Raw genomic sequence first — 21,108 nt, forward strand, 5'->3', positions numbered from 1 at the left:
GTCATGACGAGCATGTGGGGCGCACCGTTGCGCTCGAGGTGGCGCGGATCTCGACGTCGGGACAGTGAGCAGGCCCGTTTCCTGACGGTGGCCTCGCTGAAATGGGTCATCGCGAACAAGGCGTACACACCGTGGTACCTGGTCCGCTACTACCGCCTGGCGAAGTTCAAGCTCGCCAACCCGCACATCATCACCCGCGGCATGGTCTTCCTCGGCAAGAATGTCGAGATCCACTCCACTCCCGGCCTGTCCCGCATGGAGATCGGCAAGTGGGTGCACATCGGTGACGGCAACGCGCTGCGCTGCCACGAGGGGTCCCTCCGGATCGGCGACAAGGTGGTCTTCGGTAAGGACAACGTCGTCAACACCTACATAGACATCGAGATCGGCGCGTCCACCCTCGTCGCCGACTGGTGCTACATCTGCGACTTCGACCACCGCATGGACGACGTGAACGTGCCGATCAAGGATCAGGGCATCGTCAAGGGCCCGGTCCGGATCGGCCCCGACACCTGGATCGCCGCGAAGGTCACGGTGTTGCGCAACACCCGCGTGGGCCGTGGCTGCGTGCTCGGCGCCCACGCGGTGGTCAAGGGCGAGATCCCCGACTTCAGCATCGCCGTGGGCTCGCCGGCCAAGGCCGTCAAGAATCGCAGGGCCGACTGGGAGTCGGGTGCGGCGGATCGCGCGAAGTACATCGCCGCGCTCGAGGACATCGCGCGCAAGAAGCTCGCCTCGAACGGCGCTGACGCCGCCCCCGCGGTGAACGGGAACGGCGCCCAGTCCTGATCGCTCGGTGAACGGAGCGTCCGCTACCGGCCGGGCAGCGGGCGCTCCGGGATCTGCGGGCGGGCCAGCGGATGCCGGACCCGTCGCTTGGCGGCGGCGTACACCTGCACGGTCTCCTCGGCGACCTTGTGCCAGTCGAAGTCCGCGGTGAGACGCTCCCGTGCGGCCCTCGCGTGCTGCTGTGCGGCCGCCGGGTCGTCGAGCACCTCTCGTGCCGCGCGGGTGAGTCCGTCGACGTCACCCGGCTCGAACGACAGGCCGGTGACGCCGTCCACGACGGCCTCGCCGAGCCCGCCCGCGGTGGACGCGATCAACGGGGTACCCGCGGCGGCGGCCTCGAGGGCGATGATTCCGAACGGCTCGTACCGGCTGGGCAGCACGATCGCGTCGGCGCCGTGCAGCCAGCCCAGCAGCTCCTCGTGGTCGAGGTTGCCGAGGAACGTCACCGAACGCGCGACCCGGTGCGTGCGAGCCTGCTGCTGCAGCCACTCGAACTGGGTGCCCTCCCCGGCGACGGCCAGCGTCGTACCGGGATGGCTGCGCCGGATCTTCGACAGCGCCGCGATCGCGTCCTGCACGCCCTTCTCGTACTCGAGCCGTCCCACGTAGAGCAGGGTCGCGGGACCGGAGCGCGGCGCGCGCGGCCGGAAACTCCAGGTCGTGACATCGATGCCGTTGCGGATCACCGCGATCGGTGGCAGTTCGGGGCCGTACAGCTCGGTGACCTCGTCCTGCATCGACGCCGAGCACGTGATGATCGAGTCGGACTCGTTGGCCAGCCACCACTCCACCGAGTGCACCTGACGGTTGATCCGCCCCGAGATCCAGCCGCTGTGCCGTCCGGCCTCCGACGCGTGCAGCGTCGAGACCAGCGGGACGTCGTAGAACTCGGCCAGCGCGATCGCCGGATGCGCCACCAGCCAGTCGTGGGCGTGCACGACATCGGGCTGCCAGCCCTCGCCGATGCCGTCCTTCGACAGGGCGACGCCGGCTCGGACCATCGCGTGGCCCATCGCGAGCGTCCACGCCAACATGTCCTCGCCGAAGATGAAGTGCGGCGGGTCCTCGGCGACCGCGACCACGAGCACGCCGTCGGCGATCTCGCTGACCGTGGGATGCGTCGACGGGTCGGTGCCCGACGGACGCCGCGACAGCACGACCACCTCGTGGCCGGCCGCGGCGAGTTCCGTCGCCAGATGGTGGACGTGCCGTCCCAACCCACCGACGACGACCGGCGGGTACTCCCACGACACGATGAGGATCTTCATCACACGCTCCCAGCGAATGCGGCTGTTTCGGTCCGGCGACCGGGCAGGCGTCGCGCGTCGAGTGCGGGGAACAGGCCGTCGGCGGCGTTCCATCCGTCCGCGAGACGTCGTGCGAGGTCGTCGCGGCCGGACGCGACGGCGTCGGCGATCTCCCGCAGCGCGTGGGCGTGCTTGTGGGCTCGGTCGCGGGCGTACCCGGCCGCCGAGTCCTTGCTGACCATGAAGGCCCAGTCGCTGGAGACCGCCATCAGCGTCTCACGCAACATCTGGTCGTGGACCCGATTGCGAAGTTCCGGTCTGCCCGGATTGGCGTCGCGGGACTTGTCGATGGTGTCCAGCGCGGTCTGCACCACCTCCGCGTTGAGCTGGACCAGGTCCTGCACCTGGTCGCCGGCCCACACCCGCCAGTCCTTGCCCGACCCCCACGACGAGTCCTGCAGTTCCACCGGTTCGCCGACGTAGCCGGCGGCGCGGGCGTCGGCGAGGGTGCCGACGCGAATACCTGCCTCGGGGAGGGCGCGCAGCACCTTCTCGAGCCACTGCGGGCCCTCGTACCACCAGTGCCCGAACAGTTCGGTGTCGAAGGCAGCGACGACGAGGGCGTCGCGGCCCACGCGCTCGGATTCGCTGCGCAGCCGTCGTCGCACGGTCTCGACGAAGTCGTCGACGTGCTTGTCGAGGGCGGCCGCCGCCAGGTCGGGGTCGTACGGCGCCTTCTTCTCCGACGGCACCGAGCGCCCGGTGACGCGGGCCGGTTTGAGCCCGGTGTCGTGGTCGTAGGTGTGGAAGTCCCGGTAGGCCGCGTGACCGGGATACCCGGTCTTCGGTGACCACACGCGGTAACTCACCTCGAGGTCGCGGCCGAACGCGACGACGTCGGAGTCCCACACGGGCCGTCCGGCGGACGTGTCGCCGCGCAGCGCGGGACCGTCGACCATGAAGTGCGACACGCCCGCGGCGGCGTAGCCGCGTTCCATGCCCGGCGTGTAGCCGCACTCGGGCGCCCAGATCCCGGCCGGGGTGTGGCCCCAGCGGGCGCGTGCGTCGGCGAGGCCCTCGGTGAGGGAGAACGCGCGCAGTCGCTCGTCGAGCAGCGGCTGGAACGGGTGCGCGAGCGGGCCTCCGAGCAGTTCGATCGCCTCGGCGTCGATCAGCTCCCGCAGGACGGCGGAACCGCCGTGGCGCCAACGTGTTTCGAAGTCCTCGAGCGCGGCTGCGGAGGCGCGGTGCTCGCGTGCGCCGAGTTCCCGGTGCGACGCCGACGGCATCCCCGCGGCCTCGTGTGCGCGGATCTGCCAGTTGCCGAGCCAGTGGTGCATCCCGTCGAGGCAGTGCGGGTCGTCGAGCTGGGCCGCGAGCACCGGGGTGATGCCGAGCGTCAGCATCCGTGAGTACCCGTCGGCGGCGAGGCGGCGCAGTACCGCCGTCACGGGCAGATAGGTGGCTGCCCACGACTGGTACAGCCACTCCTCGCCCACCGGCCAGCGGCCGTGGTTGGCGAGCCACGGCAGGTGCGAGTGCAGGACCAGGCAGAACATGCCCGGCTCGCGTGATGTCACGGTTTCCCCCTGAGCCGCGGTCACGTCACGGGGTCCTTGATGGCGATCGCCACGAGGTCGAGGCTCGCGTCGATGTCGGCCTCACGCAGCTCGAAGTCGGCGACGCCGATGTCCGCGACGTCGCGCGTGAGGTCCTCCGGCCACGGTTCGCCGGCCAGGGCACGCTCGATCTGGGCGTCGATGAACGAGCCGCCGTGCTTGGCGTCGAGCGCACGCAGGCGCTCGCCGTGGTGCACGCCGGTCATGACCTCGACGCGGAAGCCGGCCTCGACGAGAAGTTCGGTGAGTTCGGCGGCGTTCAGCTCGCGTGTATGGAACGGGTTGAGTGGGGTGTCGCGCCCGGGGGAGAACGTGATTCGGTTGGGGGTGCTCACGAGCAGTTCGCCGCCCGGCGCCAGTACCCGGTGGCACTCGCGCAGGAACTGCGCCTGGTCCCACAGGTGTTCGATCACCTGGAAGTTGACGACCGTGTCGACGGAGCCGTCAGCGAGGGGCAACTCGGCGAGATTGCCGTGCAGCATCTCCACCCGCGGGTAGCGGGCGCGCACGTGCTCGACTGCCGAGACGTCGTAGTCGACACCCGTGACCTTCGAGGCGACGTCGGCAATCATGTTGGCGCCGTAGCCTTCTCCGGATCCGGCCTCGAGGACCCGGCGCGCGGCGCAGCGGGGGAGGAGGTCGCGGTAGACCACCTCGTGCCGACGGAACCAGTAGTTCTCCTCGGGGATTCCGGGCACCGTCCGCTCGCCTGTCAACGGCAGCGTCGAGGTGTCGTCGGGGGGAGTCGTCCCGGCGTCGAGGGACCCGGCTGTGGAACCGACTGTGGATTCGCTCACCCCAGCGAGGTTAGTGGCACCGCGGGGGACAGTTGTCGGGGTGGTCCACATCACAGCCGCGAATGGTCGCTTCGGCGGTTATGGTGAGACCGGATTTCGCCTAAGTTACCCGCCGGTAACTTAGCGTGAGGTAATCTGTCGCACAGCCAACGTGCGACGAAATTACTTACGAGAGCTCGGCATGTCGCGGAGTTTCTCGCGACTATCAGCCGGCTACACACAGGAGGTCGACGAAGACCCATGACGAACATCGTCGTTTTGATCAAGCAGGTCCCTGATACGTGGTCCGAGCGCAAGCTGTCCGACGGCGACTTCACGCTCGACCGTGAGGCCGCCGACGCCGTGCTCGACGAGATCAACGAGCGCGCCGTCGAGGAAGCCCTCCTCATCAAGGAGCGCGACGGCGGCGAGGTCATCGTCCTGTGCGCCGGTCCCGACCGCGCCACCGATGCCATCCGCAAGGCGCTGTCCATGGGCGCCGACAAGGCCGTTCACGTGAACGACCCGGCGCTGCACGGCTCCGACGCCGTCCAGACCGGCTGGACGCTCGCTGCCGCTCTGGGCCAGATCAGCTTCGAGAACGGCGAGGCCGCCGATCTCGTCATCGCCGGCAACGAGGCCACCGACGGCCGTATCGGCGCGGTCCCGGCCATCATCGCCGAGTACCTCGGCCTGCCGCAGCTCACCCAGCTGCGCAAGCTGACGGTCGAGGGCGGCAAGGTCACCGGCGAGCGTGAGACCGACGAGGGCGTCTTCGGCCTCGAGGCCGGCCTGCCGGCCATCGTCTCGGTCACCGAGAAGATCAACGAGCCGCGCTTCCCCTCCTTCAAGGGCATCATGGCCGCGAAGAAGAAGGAAGTTCAGGTCCTCACCCTGGCCGACCTGGGTGTCGACCCCGAGACCGTCGGTGTGGCGAACGCCGGCACCACGGTCACCGGCTCCACCCCCAAGCCCCCGCGTACCGCTGGCGAGCGCGTTTCCGACGAGGGCGACGGCGGCACCAAGATCGCCTCGTACCTCGTGGGCCAGAAGATCATCTGATTCGGCCCCCTCGAGACCAGCAGACAAGACAGGGAGAAGTAAGCAATGGCAGAAGTACTCGTGCTCGTCGAGCACGCCGAGGGTGCACTCAAGAAGGTCAGCCTCGAGCTCATCACCGCCGCCCGCGCTCTCGGTGAGCCGGCCGCCGTCGTCGCCGGTCCCGCCGGCACCGCCGCGAAGCTGGCCGAGGCCCTGGCCGCCGCCGGTGCCGCCAAGATCTACGTCGCCGAGTCGGACGACATCGACGGTTACCTGGTGACCCCGAAGGTCGACGTCCTCGCCGGCCTGGTCGAGACCGCCGGCCCGGCCGCCGTGATCCTCGCCGCCAGCACCGAGGGCAAGGAAGTTGCCGGTCGCCTGGCGGCCCGCATCGGCTCCGGCCTGCTGTCCGACGTCGTCGAGGTCAAGTCCGACGGCAGCGCCGTCCACTCGATCTTCGGTGGCGCCTACACCGTCGACGCCAAGGCCAACGGCGAGGTCCCGGTCATCTCGGTCCGTCCGGGTGCCGTCGAGGCCCAGCCGCAGGCTGCTGCCGGCGAGCAGGTCACCGTCGAGGTTCCGGCTCAGGACGAGGGCGCCGTCAAGGTCGTCTCCCGTGAGCCCATCGTCGGTGGCGACCGTCCGGAGCTCACCGAGGCGTCCGTCGTCGTCTCCGGTGGTCGTGGCGTCGGCTCGGCCGACAAGTTCTCGGTCGTCGAGGAGCTCGCCGACTCGCTCGGTGCCGCCGTCGGCGCCTCGCGTGCCGCGGTCGACTCCGGCTACTACCCGGGACAGTTCCAGGTCGGTCAGACCGGTAAGACGGTCTCGCCGCAGCTGTACATCGCGCTCGGCATCTCCGGTGCCATCCAGCACCGCGCCGGCATGCAGACCTCGAAGACCATCGTTGCGGTCAACAAGGACGAAGAGGCCCCGATCTTCGAGATCGCGGACTTCGGCGTCGTGGGCGACCTGTTCAACGTCGCCCCGCAGCTCACCGAGGCCGTGAAGGCTCACAAGGGCTGACACCCGGCTCCACGCTCGCAACGCCCCCGTCACCGTTTCCGGTGGCGGGGGCGTTGCGTTGCGCGCCTGGGGTTCACGCCGGTTCGGGTTGACGCCGCGCGCGAATTGTTCTCCCGCGCGCGCGATCGGGCGCGCGGGGCGTCAATGTGCGCGCATCACGGCGCCGAGCGGTCGAGGACGACCAGCGTGCCGCTGCATCGCCCGGCGGAGTCGGGCACCGATCGCGTGCGGGGTGTCGAGGTCACGCCAGGTCCATCGGGCGACCTCCCATCCGGTGTCGCGGATCCGATCCTCACGCTGCTTTTCCGCGAACACCGCGTCGCCCGGATCCTGGCCGTCGCGTAGGTACTTGCCGTACTTGACCTTTCCGTCGAACTCGCCGACCACGCCCGCCTCGACGAACAGGAAATCGACGCGTCCCATCAGGAGACCGTCCACGTCGAGCAGCGACGCCTGTAGATCCGGAGTCGGCAGGTTGAGCGACGCGACGACGACTCGGCTGCGTGACTCGCCGACGCTCTCGCTGCGTCCGTCCAGGAAACTCAGTGCACGAAGGGCGGCGGGGTATCCGGGGCGCCCCGCTGCGTACGCCGCTGCATCAGTGACCTCTTCGGGGCTGACGAGGGCCGTGTGGAGGGCCGCATCACCGACGGCGACGGATGCCTCGAACGACACGGTGCGGCACAGGTCAGCGACGGTGCGGGCGAGAGATGTCAACCGGATCCCGTTGCGAACGACCACTTCCGGAGCCGGAAGCGGTGCACTGTGCGAGTGGAGGTGACGGGTGCGGCGTCCGCCGCCGGTCTTGTCCCGTGTGACATGGACGCGATCGAGTGGGATTCCCCACACCGGAAGGCCGTGCAGGACGGCGGCCGACTGGTGGCTGACGACGGCGTCGGAGCTGACTCCGGGCAGGGTCGCGCGGATCAGTTCCCCGTGGCGTTGCAGAGGATCGAGTTCGGTCCGGTCGCGGAGGTACGTGCCTGGCCGCAGTCGGCGCAGTCCACCGTTGCGGCAGAGTGTGCGGATCTCGGAGTCCGTGTAGCCGCGGGCGAGCGCGTCGCGGCGCCGCAGCGCATGTGGTGTGGGTTCGGCCATGACTCCGATCGTGGTGGTCGGACGGCACCGGTGGGATGCCGCGAGACCGATCTGTGGACAACCCGAGTTCTCCACAGGCGTGCCGCGCGCGGACTTGCCTCCCGCGCGCGCGATCGGGCGCGCGGGGCGTCAATGCGCGCGCGCCGCGTTCACCGAAGCTGCATCGACGCGACACATCGCCGACGCCTGGTCGCCGTACCGGCTCGATAGACCTCTGGCATGACAACTTCGTCGACTGTCGAGACCGTCTGTTCCCCGCGAGAGACCTCGCGCTACTCCCTCCTGGTGTCCTCCGATCGCGAGCACCGCCTGGCCGCGCAGGGCCTGCGCTATCGGGTGTTCGCCTCCGAACCCGGCTTCGTGATCCCCGTGTCCGACGACCGTCTGGACGCCGACCGCTTCGACGACTTCTGCGACCACCTGCTGGTCCGCGACAACACGACCGACGAATTCGTCGGCTGCTACCGGATGCTCCCACCCGACGCGGCGATCGCGGCCGGGGGCTACTACACGGCCACCGAGTTCGATGTGGCCGCACTGGATCCCGCGGGCCGCCGCGTGGTCGAGATGGGACGGGCCTGCGTCGACGCCGAGCACCGTTCCGGTTCGGTGCTCGCGCTCATGTGGGCCGGAATCCTGCACTACCTGCAGCTCACCGGCCACGACACGGTCATGGGCTGCGTGTCGGTGCCGATGCAGGACCGGCCCGACGCCGTCGCCGGCGCGAACGTGCGTGGCGTCCGGGACTTTCTGCTGGGCCGGCACGCCGCCGACCCGTCGTCGTGGGTGCGGCCGCTGCGACCGGTGCGGGTGGACGGCCGACCGCTCGACGACATCGCCGCACCCCTGCGGCCGTCGGTGCCGCCGCTGCTGCGTGGATACCTACGACTGGGCGCAAAGATCTGCGGGGAGCCCGCACACGACCCGGACTTCGGTGTCGCGGATTTCGTGGCGCTGCAGAGCCTGCACGACGCCGACACCCGCTACCTCGAACGGTTGCAGCGAGCGGCCGCGACCTTCGAGGCGGCGGCGTGAGCCACCCCTGGGCGCCGGCGAGTCCGTGCGGCGAGCTCTGCGTGAGCGGGATCGGTCGGGTATCGGCGCCGACGACATGCCTTCGGTGGTCCGCGCTGGTCCTCGCCGCGTCGAGCATGGTGCTGTTCCCGCTGCTGCGCGCCCTCCCTGCCTCCACCCGGGCACGATGCCATCGGCGCCTGGCACGGTTCGCGCTGCGGGGCATCGGGATCCGAATCGAGGGAGATACCGACCTGCGGGTCCCGCACGGCACATTGGTGGTGGCGGGTCACGTGTCGTGGCTGGACGTGCTGGTGCTCGCCGCGGTCGTGCCCGGCCGGTTCGTCGCCCGGGCCGACCTGGTGTCCTGGCCGCTGCTCGGCGCGGTCGCGAGGCGAGCGCGAGTCATCACGATCGAGCGCGACCGACTGCGCTGCCTGCCGGCCACGGTCGCCGCCGTCCGGGACCGCCTGCGCGCGGGGGAGACGGTGATCGCCTTTCCGGAGGGGACCACGTGGTGTGGTCGGGCGTTCGGGCGTTTCCGTCCCGCACTGTTCCAGTCGGCGATCGACGCGCAGAGGCCGATACTGCCGCTGTCGGTGGACTACCTCGACGCCGCGGGCGACGGCACCACGGTGCCGGCGTTCGTCGGCGCCGACACGATCGGCGCGTCGATGCGCCGCGTCCTCCGGGCCCGGGGCCTGCGCGTGCGGGTGACCGCGGGGGAGATGCAATACCCCGGCAGCGATCGGCGCGAGCTCGCGGACCGCTGCTCGCGACAGGTGCGGGACGGCTCCCGGACGACGATCGACCGGCTCCTGGCGCGGCTCGACGAGCCGGACCACGCGCACGCTGCGTGACTGCAGTCTCCGGCCGGACGGTGACTGCGGGCGACGGGCTATCCTTGTCGGGTCATGATCTCGCCTGCCACCAGCTCAGCGGTCTACCTCGACCACGCCGCGACCACACCCATGTATCCGGCCACGATCGAGGCGATGACCGAGGTCTTCGCCACGGTGGGTAATGCCTCGTCGTTACACGGATCGGGCCGGTCGGCGCGACGCCGCATCGAGGAGGCCCGCGAGTCCATCGCGGCATGCCTCGGGGCCCGTCCGTCCGAGGTGATCTTCACCTCCGGCGGCACCGAGAGCGACAATCTCGCCGTCAAGGGCATCTACTGGGCGCGGCGGGACGCCGATCCCCGGCGCACCCGGATCCTCGCGAGCGCGGTCGAGCATCACGCCGTGCTCGACGCCGTCGAATGGCTGGTGGCGCACGAGGGCGCTCAGGTGACGTGGCTGCCCGTCGATGCCGACGGCGCTGTCGACCCCGACGTCGTGCGGGCCGAACTGGCGCTGCACGCCGAGGAGACGGCCCTCGTCACCGTCATGTGGGCCAACAACGAGATCGGCACGATCAACCCCGTCGCCGAGATCGCCGCGATCGCGTCCGAGTACGGCGTCCCGATCCACTCCGACGTCGTCCAGGCCGCGGCGCATCTGCCGATCGACTTCGCGGCCAGCGGACTCTCGGCGCTCAGCATCGCCGGTCACAAGCTGGGCGGTCCGCAGGGCGTCGGCGCGTTGCTGCTCGGCCGGCAGGTGCCGTGCGTGCCGCTGTCGCACGGCGGCGGCCACGAGCGTGATCTGCGCTCCGGCACTCAGGACACCGCGTCGATCGTGGGCCTCGCCTCCGCAGTTCGAATCACGACGTCCGAGATGGAGTCGCGCAGCGCCGAGCTGATCGCGTTGCGGGACAGTCTGATCGAGGGCGTGCGCGGTGTCGTGCCCGACGCGATCCTCAACGGCGCCACCGGATCGGCCCGCCTCCCGGGGAACGCCCACTTCACTTTTCCCGGCTGCGAAGGTGATTCGCTGCTGATGCTGCTCGACGTCGCGGGCGTCGAGTGCTCCACCGGGTCGGCCTGCACGGCCGGCGTCGCGAGCGCCAGCCACGTGCTCACCGCGATGGGCGTCGACCCCGTCGTCGCCCGCGGATCGCTCCGTTTCTCGTTGGGGCACACGTCGACCGAGCGGGACGTCGCGGCGTTGCTGTCCGCTCTGCCGCAGGTGATCGAACGTGCCCGCGCCGCCGGACTGGCGAGTGCGGGTGCTCGAGGAGGGAATCGTTAGATGCGAGTTCTGGCTGCGATGAGCGGCGGAGTGGACTCGGCGGTGGCCGCGGCCCGCGCCGTGGAGGCCGGTCACGACGTCGTGGGCGTGCACCTCGCCCTGTCGACCGCACCCGGCACGCTGCGCACGGGTTCGCGCGGATGCTGCTCCAAAGAGGACGCCGGCGATGCCAAGCGGGCCGCCGATGTGCTCGGAATTCCGTTCTACGTCTGGGATTTCGCGGATCGTTTCAAGGAAGACGTGATCGACGACTTCGTCGAGTCCTACGCCGCCGGTGAGACGCCCAACCCGTGCCTGCGCTGCAACGAGAAGATCAAGTTCGCGGCCCTCGCCGACCGCGCGTACGCACTGGGCTTCGACGCCGTCGCCACCGGGCACTACGCGCGTCTCGAGGACGGCGTGCTGCGCCGCGCGGTGGACGCCGACAAGGACCAGTCGTACGTGCTCGCGGTGCTCACCGAGGAGCAGCTGTCGCGCGCGATGTTCCCGGTCGGCGATACCCCCAAGGACCGGATCCGTGCCGAGGCGGCCGAGCGGGGGCTCGCAGTCGCGAACAAGCCCGACAGTCACGACATCTGCTTCATTCCGTCCGGCGACACGCGGGCGTTCCTCGGAGCGAAGATCGGGATCCGTCCCGGCGCGGTGGTCGACGCCGACACCGGTGAGGTGCTCGCGCAGCACGAGGGCGTTCACGGGTTCACGATCGGCCAGCGCAAGGGTCTCGGAGTGCAGGGTCCGGCCGCCGACGGTCAGCCCCGTTACGTCACGGCGATCGAGCCCGAGACCGGCACCGTGCGGGTCGGCTCGGCCGCGCGGCTCGAGGTGTGGACCATCACCGCCGACCGCGCGATCTGGACGTCGGGGCAGGCACCCGCCGGTCCGGTCGAGTGCGTCGTGCAGGTGCGTGCGCACGGCGGGACAGCGCGGGCGGTGGCCGAGGAAGTCGACGGCGGCATCGTCGTGCAGTTGTCCGAGCCGCTGACGGGCGTTGCGAAGGGACAGGCCGTGGTGCTGTACCGGCCGGACGTCGCCGGCGACATCGTGATCGGCAGCGGCACCATCGCCGGCACCTCGTCGGATCGGACGTGACGGATCTCCGCGTTCCCGTCGGCGTTGCGACGGGTGTCGGCTCGTGGCCCGGCACCGACCCGCGTGCGGCGGCGGAGGTCGTCGTCGGTGAACTCGCGGCGCTGCCGCATCTGGTCGAGTTGCCGGCGCGGGGCATCGGCGCCGACATGATCGGCCGGGCCGGGGCACTGCTCGTCGACATGCCGGTCGACACCTCCACCACCGGGTACCGCCTCACACAGCGCGTCGGCGCCGCCACCCGCACCGCCCGGGACCTGCTGGCCCGTGACCTCGACGCGCTCGAGGAGGCCTGGGAGCTGGCCGGACGCCGCGGCACCGACCAGCCGGTCAAGGTGCAGGCCGTCGGGCCGCTGACCCTGGCGTCGCAGCTCGAACTGCACGGCGGCCATCGCGTCCTCACCGATCCCGGCGCGCTGCGCGATATGGCCGAGTCGCTCGCCGAGGGCATCGCGAACCACGCCGCCGACGCCGCCCGACGGCTCGGGTCGCCGGTCGTGGTCCAGCTCGACGAGCCGGGCCTGGCCGCGGTGCTCGCCGGTTCGCTGTCCGGCGTCTCGATCCTGCAGACCCCCCGCGCTCTGCCGGAGCCCGAGGCCCTCCACGTCCTGCAGCAGACGATCGCGCGGATCGACGCGCCCGTCCTCGTGCACTGCTGTGCGTCCGACGTCCCGTGGGGGCTGCTGCGCCGCAGCGGCGCCGCGATGGTCGGGTTCGACGTCGACACGGTGCGGACCCCCGATCTCGACGGCATCGGCGAACTGCTCGACGCGGGCGTCGACCTCGCGCTGGGTCTGGTTCCCACCGCCGCGCCCGAGCGCATGCCCGGTTGGCGCGAGCTGGCCGAGCCGGCGACCCGGCTGTTCGACCGCCTCGGCTTCTCGCGGGAGATGCTGTCGTCGCGCGTCACCGTGACCCCGGCGTGCGGACTGGCCGGCGCAAGCCTGGACTGGGCGCGCTCCGCGTTGCGGTCGGCGAACGAACTGACCCGTGCTTTCGCGGACGGGGCGGACCCCGACGAGACCCGCTGACGGGGTGCTCTCGGCGGCCGAAACTTGTCGGCTGGCTGCGATAACCTTCCCAGGTGGACCAGAACGAAGCCCCCGCCTCCGTGACCAGTCAGCCCGACGTGGAGGTCGTGCCCGCGAGCGCCGAGGATCGGGAGCGCTGGCAGGAGCTGGCCGAGGTCGTACGCAACCACCAGTTCCGCTACTACGTGCTCGATTCGCCGATCGTCTCCGACGGCGAGTTCGATCAGTTGTTCGGCGAACTGAACGCTCTCGAGGAACGGCATCCGGATCTGCGGACGCCCGATTCGCCGACTCAACTCGTCGGCGGCGGCTTCGCCACCGAGTTCAAGGCCGCCGACCACCTCGAGCGAATGCTGAGCCTCGACAACGTCTTCGACTACGACGAACTACGCACCTGGGCCGGCCGCGTGGAGAGCGAGACGGGACCGGACCTGCACTACCTGTGCGAGGTCAAGATCGACGGCGTCGCACTGAATCTGGTCTACGAGAACGGCAAACTCGTCCGCGCCGCGACGCGTGGTGACGGCCGCACCGGTGAGGACGTCACGCTCAACGCGCGCACCATCTCGGACATCCCCGAAACCCTCACGCCGAGTGACGAATACCCCATTCCAGCGCTGCTGGAAGTGCGCGGCGAGGTGTTCTTCCGGCTCGAGGACTTCGCGGCCCTCAATGCGTCCCTCGTGGAGGAGGGCAAGGCGCCGTTCGCGAATCCGCGGAACTCGGCGGCGGGTTCACTGCGGCAGAAGAATCCGGCGGTCACCGCTCGCCGGCGGCTGGGCATGATCTGTCACGGTCTGGGCCGCACGGAAGGCTTCGACCCCGCCGGACAGTACGAGGCGTACACCGCGCTCGCGGCGTGGGGCCTGCCGGTCTCCACCCACACCTCGCGGGTCGTCGGCGTCGACGCCGTCGTCGAGAAGGTGAAGTACTGGGACGAGCACCGGCACGACGTCGAGCACGAGATCGACGGGCTGGTCGTGAAGGTCGACGAGATGGCGCTGCATCGCCGCCTCGGTGCGACCTCGCGCGCCCCCCGCTGGGCGGTGGCGTTCAAGTACCCGCCGGAGGAGGCCACCACCAAACTGCTCGACATCAAGGTCAGCGTCGGCCGCACCGGACGGGTCACCCCGTTCGCGTACATGGAGCCGGTGCTGGTCGCGGGGTCGACGGTGTCGCTCGCGACGTTGCACAACGCGTCCGAGGTCAAGCGCAAGGGTGTGCTGATCGGCGACACCGTGGTGATCCGGAAGGCCGGCGAGGTCATCCCCGAGGTGCTCGGCCCGGTCGTCGACGTGCGCGACGGTACCGAGCGCGAATTCGTGATGCCGACCGAGTGCCCGGAGTGCGGAACCACGCTCGCGCCCGCCAAGGAGGGCGATGCCGACATCCGCTGCCCCAACCAGCGTTCGTGCCCGGCGCAGTTGCGGGAGAGGGTGTTCCACGTCGCGGGCCGCGGCGCGTTCGACATCGAGGTGCTCGGCTACGAGACCGCCACCGCGCTGCTGCAGGCGGGTGTGATCAGCGACGAGGGTGACCTGTTCTCACTTACCGAGGACGATCTGCTCGAGGCGCCGCTGTTCCGCACCAAGGCCGGTAACCTGTCCGCGAACGGCCGACGGCTGCTCGACAATCTGGGGTCGGCCAAGCAGCAGCCGCTGTGGCGCGTGCTGGTCGCCCTGTCGATCCGACATGTCGGACCCACCGCGGCCCGGGCGCTGGCGAGCGAGTTCGGCAGCCTCGAGCGGATCGAGAGCGCGAGCGTCGACGAACTCGCCGCGGTCGACGGCGTCGGTGGCACCATCGCGGCCGCCGTCGAGGCCTGGTTCGCCGTCGACTGGCACCGCGACATCGTCGAGAAGTGGCGTGCGGCGGGCGTGACGATGGAGGACGAGCGCGACGAATCGATCGTGCGGAACCTCGAGGGGCTGTCGATCGTGGTCACCGGTTCGCTCGAGGGCTTCACCCGCGACGGTGCGAAGGAAGCGATCCTGGTCCGTGGCGGCAAGGCGGCCGGATCGGTGTCGAAGAAGACGGCCTTCGTCGTGATCGGGGACGCTCCGGGATCCAAGGCCGCGAAGGCCGAGGAGTTGGGCGTGCCGATTCTGGACGAGGCCGGTTTCCGTCGTCTTCTCGAGCACGGGCCCGACGGCGTCTGACGCGTCGGTGGCAGAAGCGCAGCGCGACACGAACATTCACACCGAATCGGGCACGTTGTCTACGTGATGAATGCCACTCTACGACGTGGTGTCGTTGGAGTGGGGCTGCCGGCGGGCGGAGCGAACGGACGTTCGGGGGGCCGGTCGGCCCCGCTCGCCTCGGCCCATCGATCCTGGTGGGAGTCGGTTCCGTTGTGGCACGGCGCACTTCGCGGAGGCGGCGGCAGCAGCGATGCCACCTTTCCGGACCGGGTGGTCCGAGTGTGGCGGGCGTCTCATTTCCGCCGCTCGGGGCATCTGAATCGGTTTTCTGACGGAGGGGAGTGGCTGACATAGTGACGCCCATGATCGATATCCGGAGCGCTACTCCCGCCGACTACGACGCCGTCGGCACCCTGACCGCCGATGTCTACATCGACGGCGGTTTCGTATCGGGGTCCGACATGTACGCGGAACGTCTGCGCGACACCGCGGCCCGGGCCGAGCACGCCGACGTCGTCGTCGCTGTCGTGGGCGACGAGATCGTCGGATCGGTCACGATCGCCGCACCCGAATCGCAGTTCGCGGATGTCGCCGAGCAGGGCGAGCTCGAGTTCCGCATGCTGGCGGTGGCGCCGTCCGCGCGGGGCAAGGGCGTCGGCTCGGCCCTCGTCCGGCACGTCCTGGACGTCGCCTACGACCGCGGCGACCGCGCCGTCGTCATCTCGACGCAGGCCGACATGGTCGACGCCCGCCGGATCTACGACCGGAACGGCTTCGTGCCCGCGCCCGAGCGCAACTGGGAGCCGGTGCCCGGTATGGAGCTCACCGCACTCGTGCGCGAACTGGTCTAGCGGCGCAGCCTCAGCCCAGGACCGTCGCGACGATGCCCGCGAGGTAGCCCAGCCGGGCCACCTCGGACGGGCGGAACTCGGGTCCGCCGGGGCGGCCCAGCACGAGAACCTTCCCGCTGTGTCCGAGTGGGGCCGCGGCGAGGGTGGTGTCCATGTCGCGCCACGACTGCGGAACCCAGTCGGCCTGGCCGTCGAGGACGGTCGCCTTCGCGAGCGGCATCCACGGGGCGTCGCCGGCGTGGGTCTCGGGGGCACCGGGGCTGCCGACGACGCGGAACGCGCCGTGCGGACCGAGGTCCATCACCGTCGACCAGCCGACCCGCAGCACGCGCGGCGCGCCGTCGACGAGGACCTGCAGCCGGTCGGAATGTGCCGCCGCGACGTTGTCGATGAGTTCGAGTTCGCGATGCGTGTCGAGGATTCCGGCGTACGGGCGGATCGAGTCGACCCGGACGTCGGGAAGGTGCTCGGCCGCGGTGATGAGTGTGTCGGGCAGCGAGCCGCTCGCGACGTCCACCACGAGATCGTCGACGGCGAATCCCGAGCCCCTCTCGACGACGTCGAGGGAGAGGATGTCCGCGCCGACCGAGCCGAGCGCGACGGCGAGAGCGCCGAGGCTGCCGGGACGATCGGGCAGCTGGACTCGCAGCAGGTACGACACGTGCGGCCTTTCCATTCGATCGAAGTCTGGCTTCGACACCGAGATAGGGACACGGTGTGAGCCCCCGCCTCCTCCATCCTTTCACCCCGGTCGTGCTGCTGCTCGGGTGACGGGCTGCACGGCCCGCGACGGTCACGCTCTAGGCTGGTGGGAACGTTCACTCCGACCTGAAAGGGGTCACCGAAGGTGCCTGCCATCTCCCGTGACGAGGTCGCCCACCTCGCCCGGCTGTCCCGGCTTGCCCTGACCGACGCGGAACTCGACGAGTTCGCCGGTCAGCTGGATTCGATTCTCAGCCATGTGAAGGCGGTGTCCGAGGTCGCGGCAGATGATGTCCCGCCCACGGCGAACCCCAACCCCGTCGTCAACGTGACCCGGCCCGACGTCATCGTTCCGGGCCTGACGCCCGAGCAGGCGCTGTCCGGCGCACCGGCCGTCGAAGAGGACCGGTTCGCCGTTCCGCAGATCCTGGGAGAGGGCGAATGAGCACCGATCTGATCCGTCTCGACGCCTCCGAGCTGGCGTCGAAGATCCATTCGCGCGAGGTCTCGTCGGTGGAGGCCACGCAGGCCCACCTGGACCGGATCGCCCAGGTCGACGGCGAGCTGCACGCGTTTCTGCACGTCGCGGGCGAGCAGGCGCTCGTCGCGGCCAAGGAGGTCGACTCCGCGATCGCCGCCGGCGACAAGCCGGTGTCGGCCCTCGCGGGTGTGCCGATCGCGCTCAAGGACGTCTTCACGACCACCGACATGCCCACCACGTGCGCGTCGAAGATCCTCGAGAACTGGGTGTCGCCGTACGACGCGACACTGACGACCAAGCTGCGCGAGGCGGGCATCCCGATCCTCGGCAAGACCAACATGGACGAGTTCGCGATGGGCTCGTCCACCGAGAACTCCGCGTACGGACCCACCCGGAACCCGTGGGACACCACGCGCATCCCGGGCGGCTCGGGCGGCGGGTCCGCGGCCGCGCTCGCGTCGTACCAGGCACCGCTGGCGATCGGCACCGACACCGGTGGCTCGATCCGCCAGCCGGCCGCGGTCACCGCGACCGTCGGCACCAAGCCCACGTACGGCACCGTCTCGCGCTTCGGTCTGGTCGCGTGCGCGTCGTCGCTCGACCAGGGTGGCCCGTGTGGCCGCACGGTCCTCGACACCGCACTGCTGCACGAGGTCGTCGCCGGGTACGACCCGCGCGACTCGACGTCGGTGAACGAGCCGGTCCGTCCGGTCGTCGAGGCCGCCCGTCAGGGTGCCACCGGTGACCTGAAGGGCGTGCGGGTCGGCGTCGTCAAGGAACTGCACTCCGACAGCTACCAGTCCGGAGTCATCGCGTCGTTCGACGCCGCCGTCGAGCAGTTGACGGCGCTCGGTGCCGAGGTCGTCGAGGTGTCGTGCCCCAACTTCCTGCACGCGCTGGCCGCGTACTACCTGATTCTGCCGAGTGAGGTGTCCTCGAACCTCGCCCGCTTCGACGCCATGCGCTACGGCCTGCGCGTCGACGACGGCAACATGAGCGCGGAGCAGGTCATGGCCGCCACCCGCGCCGCCGGCTTCGGCAAGGAAGTCAAGCGCCGCATCATGATCGGCACCTACGCGCTGTCGTCCGGCTACTACGACGCCTACTACGGTTCGGCGCTCAAGGTCCGCACGCTGATCGCCCGCGACTTCGACGCCGCGTACGAGAAGGTCGACGTGCTGGTGTCGCCGACGAGCCCGTTCACGCCGTGGAAGCTCGGCGAGAAGGTCGACGATCCGCTGGCGATGTACCTGTCCGACCTGTGCACGCTGCCGACCAACCTGGCCGGCCACTGCGCGATGTCGGTGCCGTCGGGGGTGTCGGCGGACGACGGCCTGCCCGTCGGTCTGCAGATCATGGCGCCGGCCCTGGCCGACGAGCGCCTGTACCGCGTCGGCGCGGCCTACGAGGCGGCCCGCGGGCCGATCGCGTCGCCCGTCGCGTAACCCGCTCCACCACGACAGCCCGGATCCACATCGGATCCGGGCTGTCGGCGTGTGAGGCGGAACGGGCTTTCGGGGCGGCAACGCGAGATCAGCCCGCCTCGAACAACCCCCGCACGTACGCGGCCTGTCCCAGGTGCTGCAGACAGTCCCCGATCACGCTGACCAGCCGCACGGACACGGTCACGGGCGGATCCCACCGCCGGTCCACGACCCGGTCGAGTTCGTCGGTGGTCAGTTCGTCGAGGTACTCGAGCGTCGCCAGGTGCACGTCGCCGTGGTAGTCGGCGAGTAGCTGCGCGTCTGCGTGGACCTTCCCGACGTCGGCGCTGTCGTGGCCGTACCCGATGTCGGAGGCCGGGAACGGAAAGCCGAACCGCTCCTGCCAGCCGCGTGACGTCCACGCCTGGTCGACGTCCGCGGCGTCGCTCACGTGGTCGTCCTGGACGCGGGTGAGGTGCCAGATCAGCCACGCGATCGAGTTCGCCTGTGGGCCGGGGCGATAGTCGGACATCTCGGTGGTCAGCCCGTCGGTGATGCCGACGACGAGTTCGCGGATCCGTTCGAAGTTGTCCCGCAGGATCGCCCGCGCTGCTTCCGTGTCCGTTGTACTCATGCCTCCACGGTAGGTGGGTGAGGCTGATGTGTCCGGGGATCGGGGTCAGCCGCAGTCGCGCATCGACAGGCCCTGGTCGTCGCCGTAGCGGTGCCCGTGCCCGGACGGGGCATTCAGGGCGAACAGGAGATCGACTCCGGTCTGGACGAAGCTGATCACGGGAAGCCATTGCGGGACAGGGGCGTCGGTGCGGGCGGTGGAGAGGTCGGGGGCCTGCGTCAGCAGGGCGGGGGACCACCACACGACGGGATCGGAACTGTTGGCGAGGACGGTCGCACCGTCGCTGCGGACCGCGCCGGCCGGAGGTCCGGCCCACACCACGCTGCACGTCCGCGCGCGCTGATCGGCGGTGCTGCCGAAGATCGCGCTGCCGCCGACCGAGCCCAGGCTCTGGCCGTACACGTGAAGGGCCGGGCGCTCGGCGGCGGGCAACTCGGCGATCCGGTCCGACACCGCGGCGAACAGTGCCCGGGCGGACGCTTCCGCGTCGGCCCGGCCGAAGACGAACGTGGCCCAGCTCGGCGCGTACGAGTACTGCATACCGACGATCGCGACGTCTCCGGCGAAGCGGCGTTCGAGGCCCCGCGCGGCTTCGCCGTCGATCCATCCGGACCCGGTGGGGACGGCGATCACCACGTGCGAACGGTGCAGGCCACCCGCGCGATCCAGTTCGGCGACCGCCAGGCGCGCCCGCGCCGCCGTGTCCGGAGCCGAGTCGAGGCCGACGTACGTCCGCACACCGCGCGGATCCGACGCGCCGGCGACGAATCGGCGGCCCTCTGCGCCCAGAGTCGACCACGGGACGAGTGACTGCGGATCGCCCGATCCCAGCGTCGGGTCGATCCGCGCGCTGGTGCTCCGGAAGTGTTGCGTCGCAACGTCGGCCGCCGCGGGAGCGGCACCGGCGATCAGGACGGTACCGGCCACGATGGTCAGTGCGACGACGCGCAGCAGGCCGAGACGTCGCGCGGCACTGCTGATTCCTCGGGCGATCGCGTACAGTGCGAGGCACGTGGCGCCGGCCCACGCCGTCGCCTCGGCCCAGTGCCCGGCCCCGATCGGCGGTGCGCTCATCGCGGCCCGCACCGCGTTCTGCCAGTGGTTCGCGGTCGCAACCGACCAGACGAGCGCGACGCCCGCCAGGACGAGTGCGACGGCCCGGGCGTCCCGGTGCGGCGTCGGCGCGCCGGACCGCAGTCGGCGCGCGACCGTCGCCACGCCCCAGCAGAGGGCCACCAGGATCCCGGTCAGCACGCCCTGTACGACCGGCCCGCGGGGCAGCAGCGACGGGGCGAGGGATGTGACGGCGCCACCGGTCAGGGCCAGCGTCGTGGCGACGCGGGGGAGCGCGAGGGAGCTCGTGACGGCGGCGCGGGAGGTGCTGACGACGCTCATGCCGCACCCCCGATCCGGACGCGGCGGATCACGAACGCGGTGAGCAGCACTCCGGCGACACCGAGCGCGCCACCGAGCGTGTAGCGGATCCAGGGCTCGTCGACGGGTGCGCCGTACCCCTGTCGCCGCGAGTTCCATCCGACGGCGGTCGCGGCGGTGTCGGCCATCACGAAACACTGTGCCCGGTCCCGGGTTCGCTCGTCGCACGCGTCGTGCAGGCGCCGGTCCAGCTGGGCGTCGATCCCGCTGCGCGCCCACGGCCCCAGGTCACCGCCGCCGACGTGGGCGTACCGCAACAGGTCGTAGCCGAAGTCGTGCGCCTTGCACGCCGTGTCGAACTCGGCCGGCAGCGGAACCGGTGACGAGCACGCTCCGTCCGGATTGACGAGCATCCCCTCCTCCACGGAGGGCCGGTAGCCCATGACCGCCGCGAAGTCGTGCGGCACGGCATCCGGTGACCGGACGTCGGCCGTCAGCGCGGTCACCGCCCGCGCGGCGACGGCGTCCTCCCGCAGGGTGTCCGCGTCGGCTGCCGGGGCGTACGACGTCGCGGTCACGATCGAGGTGGCGGCCAGGACCGCGCCGGCCCACATTCTGGTTCGCATACCGAACGACGCTAGAAAT

General features: G+C 70.5%; 20 protein-coding genes. 12 read left to right on the forward strand and 8 right to left on the reverse strand.

Annotation, left to right across the window (positions count from 1 at the left end):
• Positions 1 to 3: 3 nt before the first annotated feature.
• A complete protein-coding gene (locus ABEU20_RS00170; RefSeq protein WP_420162407.1) occupies positions 4 to 789 on the forward strand; it encodes an acyltransferase in 786 nt (261 codons plus the stop codon).
• Between the two features lie 23 nt (positions 790 to 812).
• Here the strand turns inward: ABEU20_RS00170 and ABEU20_RS00175 are convergent, their stop codons facing one another.
• From ABEU20_RS00175 to ABEU20_RS00185, 3 genes are read right to left on the reverse strand one after another with little or no spacing between them, the layout of a single operon-like run.
• Positions 813 to 2,057, reverse strand: a complete 1,245-nt coding sequence (locus tag ABEU20_RS00175) for a glycosyltransferase family 4 protein (RefSeq protein WP_420162408.1) — start codon at positions 2,055 to 2,057, stop codon at positions 813 to 815.
• Positions 2,057 to 3,595 carry a 1,4-alpha-glucan branching protein domain-containing protein gene (locus ABEU20_RS00180; RefSeq protein WP_420163103.1) on the reverse strand — a complete coding sequence of 513 codons (1,539 nt, stop codon included), beginning with the start codon at positions 3,593 to 3,595 and terminating at the stop codon, positions 2,057 to 2,059. The genes ABEU20_RS00175 and ABEU20_RS00180 overlap by 1 nt, the downstream gene beginning before the upstream one ends.
• Positions 3,596 to 3,636: 41 nt before the next feature.
• The gene (locus ABEU20_RS00185; protein ID WP_420162409.1) at positions 3,637 to 4,452 is read right to left on the reverse strand and encodes a class I SAM-dependent methyltransferase; all 816 of its coding nucleotides are present in this window, start codon (positions 4,450 to 4,452) and stop codon (positions 3,637 to 3,639) included.
• A 240-nt stretch (positions 4,453 to 4,692) separates the two neighbouring features.
• Between ABEU20_RS00185 and ABEU20_RS00190 the strand changes: the two genes are divergently transcribed.
• Both ABEU20_RS00190 and ABEU20_RS00195 read left to right on the forward strand, forming a co-directional pair.
• A complete protein-coding gene (locus ABEU20_RS00190) occupies positions 4,693 to 5,493 on the forward strand; it encodes an electron transfer flavoprotein subunit beta/FixA family protein (RefSeq protein WP_420162410.1) in 801 nt (266 codons plus the stop codon).
• A 45-nt stretch (positions 5,494 to 5,538) separates the two neighbouring features.
• Positions 5,539 to 6,495: an electron transfer flavoprotein subunit alpha/FixB family protein gene (locus ABEU20_RS00195; protein WP_420162411.1), complete on the forward strand. Its 957-nt coding sequence runs from the start codon at positions 5,539 to 5,541 to the stop codon at positions 6,493 to 6,495.
• A 141-nt stretch (positions 6,496 to 6,636) separates the two neighbouring features.
• Here ABEU20_RS00195 and ABEU20_RS00200 read toward each other — a convergent pair whose 3' ends face one another.
• Positions 6,637 to 7,593: a hypothetical protein gene (locus ABEU20_RS00200; RefSeq protein ID WP_420162412.1), complete on the reverse strand. Its 957-nt coding sequence runs from the start codon at positions 7,591 to 7,593 to the stop codon at positions 6,637 to 6,639.
• Positions 7,594 to 7,812: 219 nt separating this feature from the next.
• Between ABEU20_RS00200 and ABEU20_RS00205 the strand changes: the two genes are divergently transcribed.
• The 7 genes from ABEU20_RS00205 (at position 7,813) to ABEU20_RS00235 (ending at position 15,848) form a co-directional block, all read left to right on the forward strand.
• The gene (locus ABEU20_RS00205; RefSeq protein ID WP_420162413.1) at positions 7,813 to 8,628 is read left to right on the forward strand and encodes a GNAT family N-acetyltransferase; all 816 of its coding nucleotides are present in this window, start codon (positions 7,813 to 7,815) and stop codon (positions 8,626 to 8,628) included.
• 41 nt (positions 8,629 to 8,669) lie between these two features.
• Positions 8,670 to 9,467 (forward strand): lysophospholipid acyltransferase family protein, encoded by a 798-nt coding sequence (locus ABEU20_RS00210; RefSeq protein WP_420162414.1) that lies wholly within the window; start codon positions 8,670 to 8,672, stop codon positions 9,465 to 9,467.
• Positions 9,468 to 9,521: 54 nt separating this feature from the next.
• Positions 9,522 to 10,739 carry a cysteine desulfurase family protein gene (locus tag ABEU20_RS00215; RefSeq protein ID WP_420162415.1) on the forward strand — a complete coding sequence of 406 codons (1,218 nt, stop codon included), beginning with the start codon at positions 9,522 to 9,524 and terminating at the stop codon, positions 10,737 to 10,739.
• Entirely contained in the window at positions 10,740 to 11,828 is a 1,089-nt protein-coding gene (gene mnmA, locus ABEU20_RS00220) for a tRNA 2-thiouridine(34) synthase MnmA (RefSeq protein ID WP_420162416.1), read from the forward strand.
• On the forward strand, positions 11,825 to 12,856 hold the full coding sequence (locus ABEU20_RS00225; protein WP_420162417.1) for a methionine synthase: 1,032 nt from the start codon (positions 11,825 to 11,827) through the stop codon (positions 12,854 to 12,856). Before mnmA ends, ABEU20_RS00225 begins: the two co-directional genes overlap by 4 nt.
• A gap of 98 nt (positions 12,857 to 12,954) precedes the next feature.
• Complete coding sequence (ligA, locus tag ABEU20_RS00230) at positions 12,955 to 15,015, forward strand: NAD-dependent DNA ligase LigA (RefSeq protein ID WP_420163104.1); 2,061 nt, start codon at positions 12,955 to 12,957, stop codon at positions 15,013 to 15,015.
• Positions 15,016 to 15,359: 344 nt separating this feature from the next.
• On the forward strand, positions 15,360 to 15,848 hold the full coding sequence (locus tag ABEU20_RS00235) for a GNAT family N-acetyltransferase (RefSeq protein WP_420162418.1): 489 nt from the start codon (positions 15,360 to 15,362) through the stop codon (positions 15,846 to 15,848).
• A gap of 10 nt (positions 15,849 to 15,858) precedes the next feature.
• Here ABEU20_RS00235 and ABEU20_RS00240 read toward each other — a convergent pair whose 3' ends face one another.
• Positions 15,859 to 16,509 (reverse strand): ACT domain-containing protein, encoded by a 651-nt coding sequence (locus tag ABEU20_RS00240; protein WP_420163105.1) that lies wholly within the window; start codon positions 16,507 to 16,509, stop codon positions 15,859 to 15,861.
• Positions 16,510 to 16,695: 186 nt separating this feature from the next.
• On the opposite strand from ABEU20_RS00240, the gene gatC reads away from it, so the two are divergent.
• A complete protein-coding gene (gene gatC / locus ABEU20_RS00245; RefSeq protein ID WP_225021965.1) occupies positions 16,696 to 16,995 on the forward strand; it encodes an Asp-tRNA(Asn)/Glu-tRNA(Gln) amidotransferase subunit GatC in 300 nt (99 codons plus the stop codon).
• On the forward strand, positions 16,992 to 18,476 hold the full coding sequence (gene gatA / locus ABEU20_RS00250; protein WP_420162419.1) for an Asp-tRNA(Asn)/Glu-tRNA(Gln) amidotransferase subunit GatA: 1,485 nt from the start codon (positions 16,992 to 16,994) through the stop codon (positions 18,474 to 18,476). The genes gatC and gatA overlap by 4 nt, the downstream gene beginning before the upstream one ends.
• 88 nt (positions 18,477 to 18,564) lie before the next feature.
• Here the strand turns inward: gatA and ABEU20_RS00255 are convergent, their stop codons facing one another.
• The 3 genes from ABEU20_RS00255 to ABEU20_RS00265 are packed head-to-tail and all read right to left on the reverse strand — an operon-like array spanning position 18,565 to position 21,089.
• Positions 18,565 to 19,089, reverse strand: a complete 525-nt coding sequence (locus ABEU20_RS00255) for a mycothiol transferase (protein WP_420162420.1) — start codon at positions 19,087 to 19,089, stop codon at positions 18,565 to 18,567.
• A gap of 45 nt (positions 19,090 to 19,134) precedes the next feature.
• Complete coding sequence (locus ABEU20_RS00260; RefSeq protein WP_420162421.1) at positions 19,135 to 20,484, reverse strand: alpha/beta-hydrolase family protein; 1,350 nt, start codon at positions 20,482 to 20,484, stop codon at positions 19,135 to 19,137.
• On the reverse strand, positions 20,481 to 21,089 hold the full coding sequence (locus tag ABEU20_RS00265; RefSeq protein ID WP_420162422.1) for a hypothetical protein: 609 nt from the start codon (positions 21,087 to 21,089) through the stop codon (positions 20,481 to 20,483). The genes ABEU20_RS00260 and ABEU20_RS00265 overlap by 4 nt, the downstream gene beginning before the upstream one ends.
• Positions 21,090 to 21,108 lie beyond the last annotated feature (19 nt).

It is taken from the genome of Rhodococcus parequi (assembly GCF_046042785.1).
Lineage (GTDB): Bacteria > Actinomycetota > Actinomycetes > Mycobacteriales > Mycobacteriaceae > Prescottella > Prescottella parequi.

Excerpts from the sequence above, each read along its gene's own strand:
- ABEU20_RS00170 (WP_420162407.1), top strand. The coding sequence starts at position 4 with ATGACGAGCATGTGGGGCGCACCGTTGCGCTCGAGGTGGCGCGGATCT.
- ABEU20_RS00175 (WP_420162408.1), bottom strand. The coding sequence starts at position 2,057 with ATGAAGATCCTCATCGTGTCGTGGGAGTACCCGCCGGTCGTCGTCGGT.
- ABEU20_RS00180 (WP_420163103.1), bottom strand. The coding sequence starts at position 3,595 with ATGTTCTGCCTGGTCCTGCACTCGCACCTGCCGTGGCTCGCCAACCAC.
- ABEU20_RS00190 (WP_420162410.1), top strand. The coding sequence starts at position 4,693 with ATGACGAACATCGTCGTTTTGATCAAGCAGGTCCCTGATACGTGGTCC.
- ABEU20_RS00195 (WP_420162411.1), top strand. The coding sequence starts at position 5,539 with ATGGCAGAAGTACTCGTGCTCGTCGAGCACGCCGAGGGTGCACTCAAG.
- ABEU20_RS00200 (WP_420162412.1), bottom strand. The coding sequence starts at position 7,593 with ATGGCCGAACCCACACCACATGCGCTGCGGCGCCGCGACGCGCTCGCC.
- ABEU20_RS00205 (WP_420162413.1), top strand. The coding sequence starts at position 7,813 with ATGACAACTTCGTCGACTGTCGAGACCGTCTGTTCCCCGCGAGAGACC.
- ABEU20_RS00215 (WP_420162415.1), top strand. The coding sequence starts at position 9,522 with ATGATCTCGCCTGCCACCAGCTCAGCGGTCTACCTCGACCACGCCGCG.
- mnmA (WP_420162416.1), top strand. The coding sequence starts at position 10,740 with ATGCGAGTTCTGGCTGCGATGAGCGGCGGAGTGGACTCGGCGGTGGCC.
- ABEU20_RS00235 (WP_420162418.1), top strand. The coding sequence starts at position 15,360 with ATGATCGATATCCGGAGCGCTACTCCCGCCGACTACGACGCCGTCGGC.
- gatA (WP_420162419.1), top strand. The coding sequence starts at position 16,992 with ATGAGCACCGATCTGATCCGTCTCGACGCCTCCGAGCTGGCGTCGAAG.
- ABEU20_RS00255 (WP_420162420.1), bottom strand. The coding sequence starts at position 19,089 with ATGAGTACAACGGACACGGAAGCAGCGCGGGCGATCCTGCGGGACAAC.
- ABEU20_RS00260 (WP_420162421.1), bottom strand. The coding sequence starts at position 20,484 with ATGAGCGTCGTCAGCACCTCCCGCGCCGCCGTCACGAGCTCCCTCGCG.
- ABEU20_RS00265 (WP_420162422.1), bottom strand. The coding sequence starts at position 21,089 with ATGCGAACCAGAATGTGGGCCGGCGCGGTCCTGGCCGCCACCTCGATC.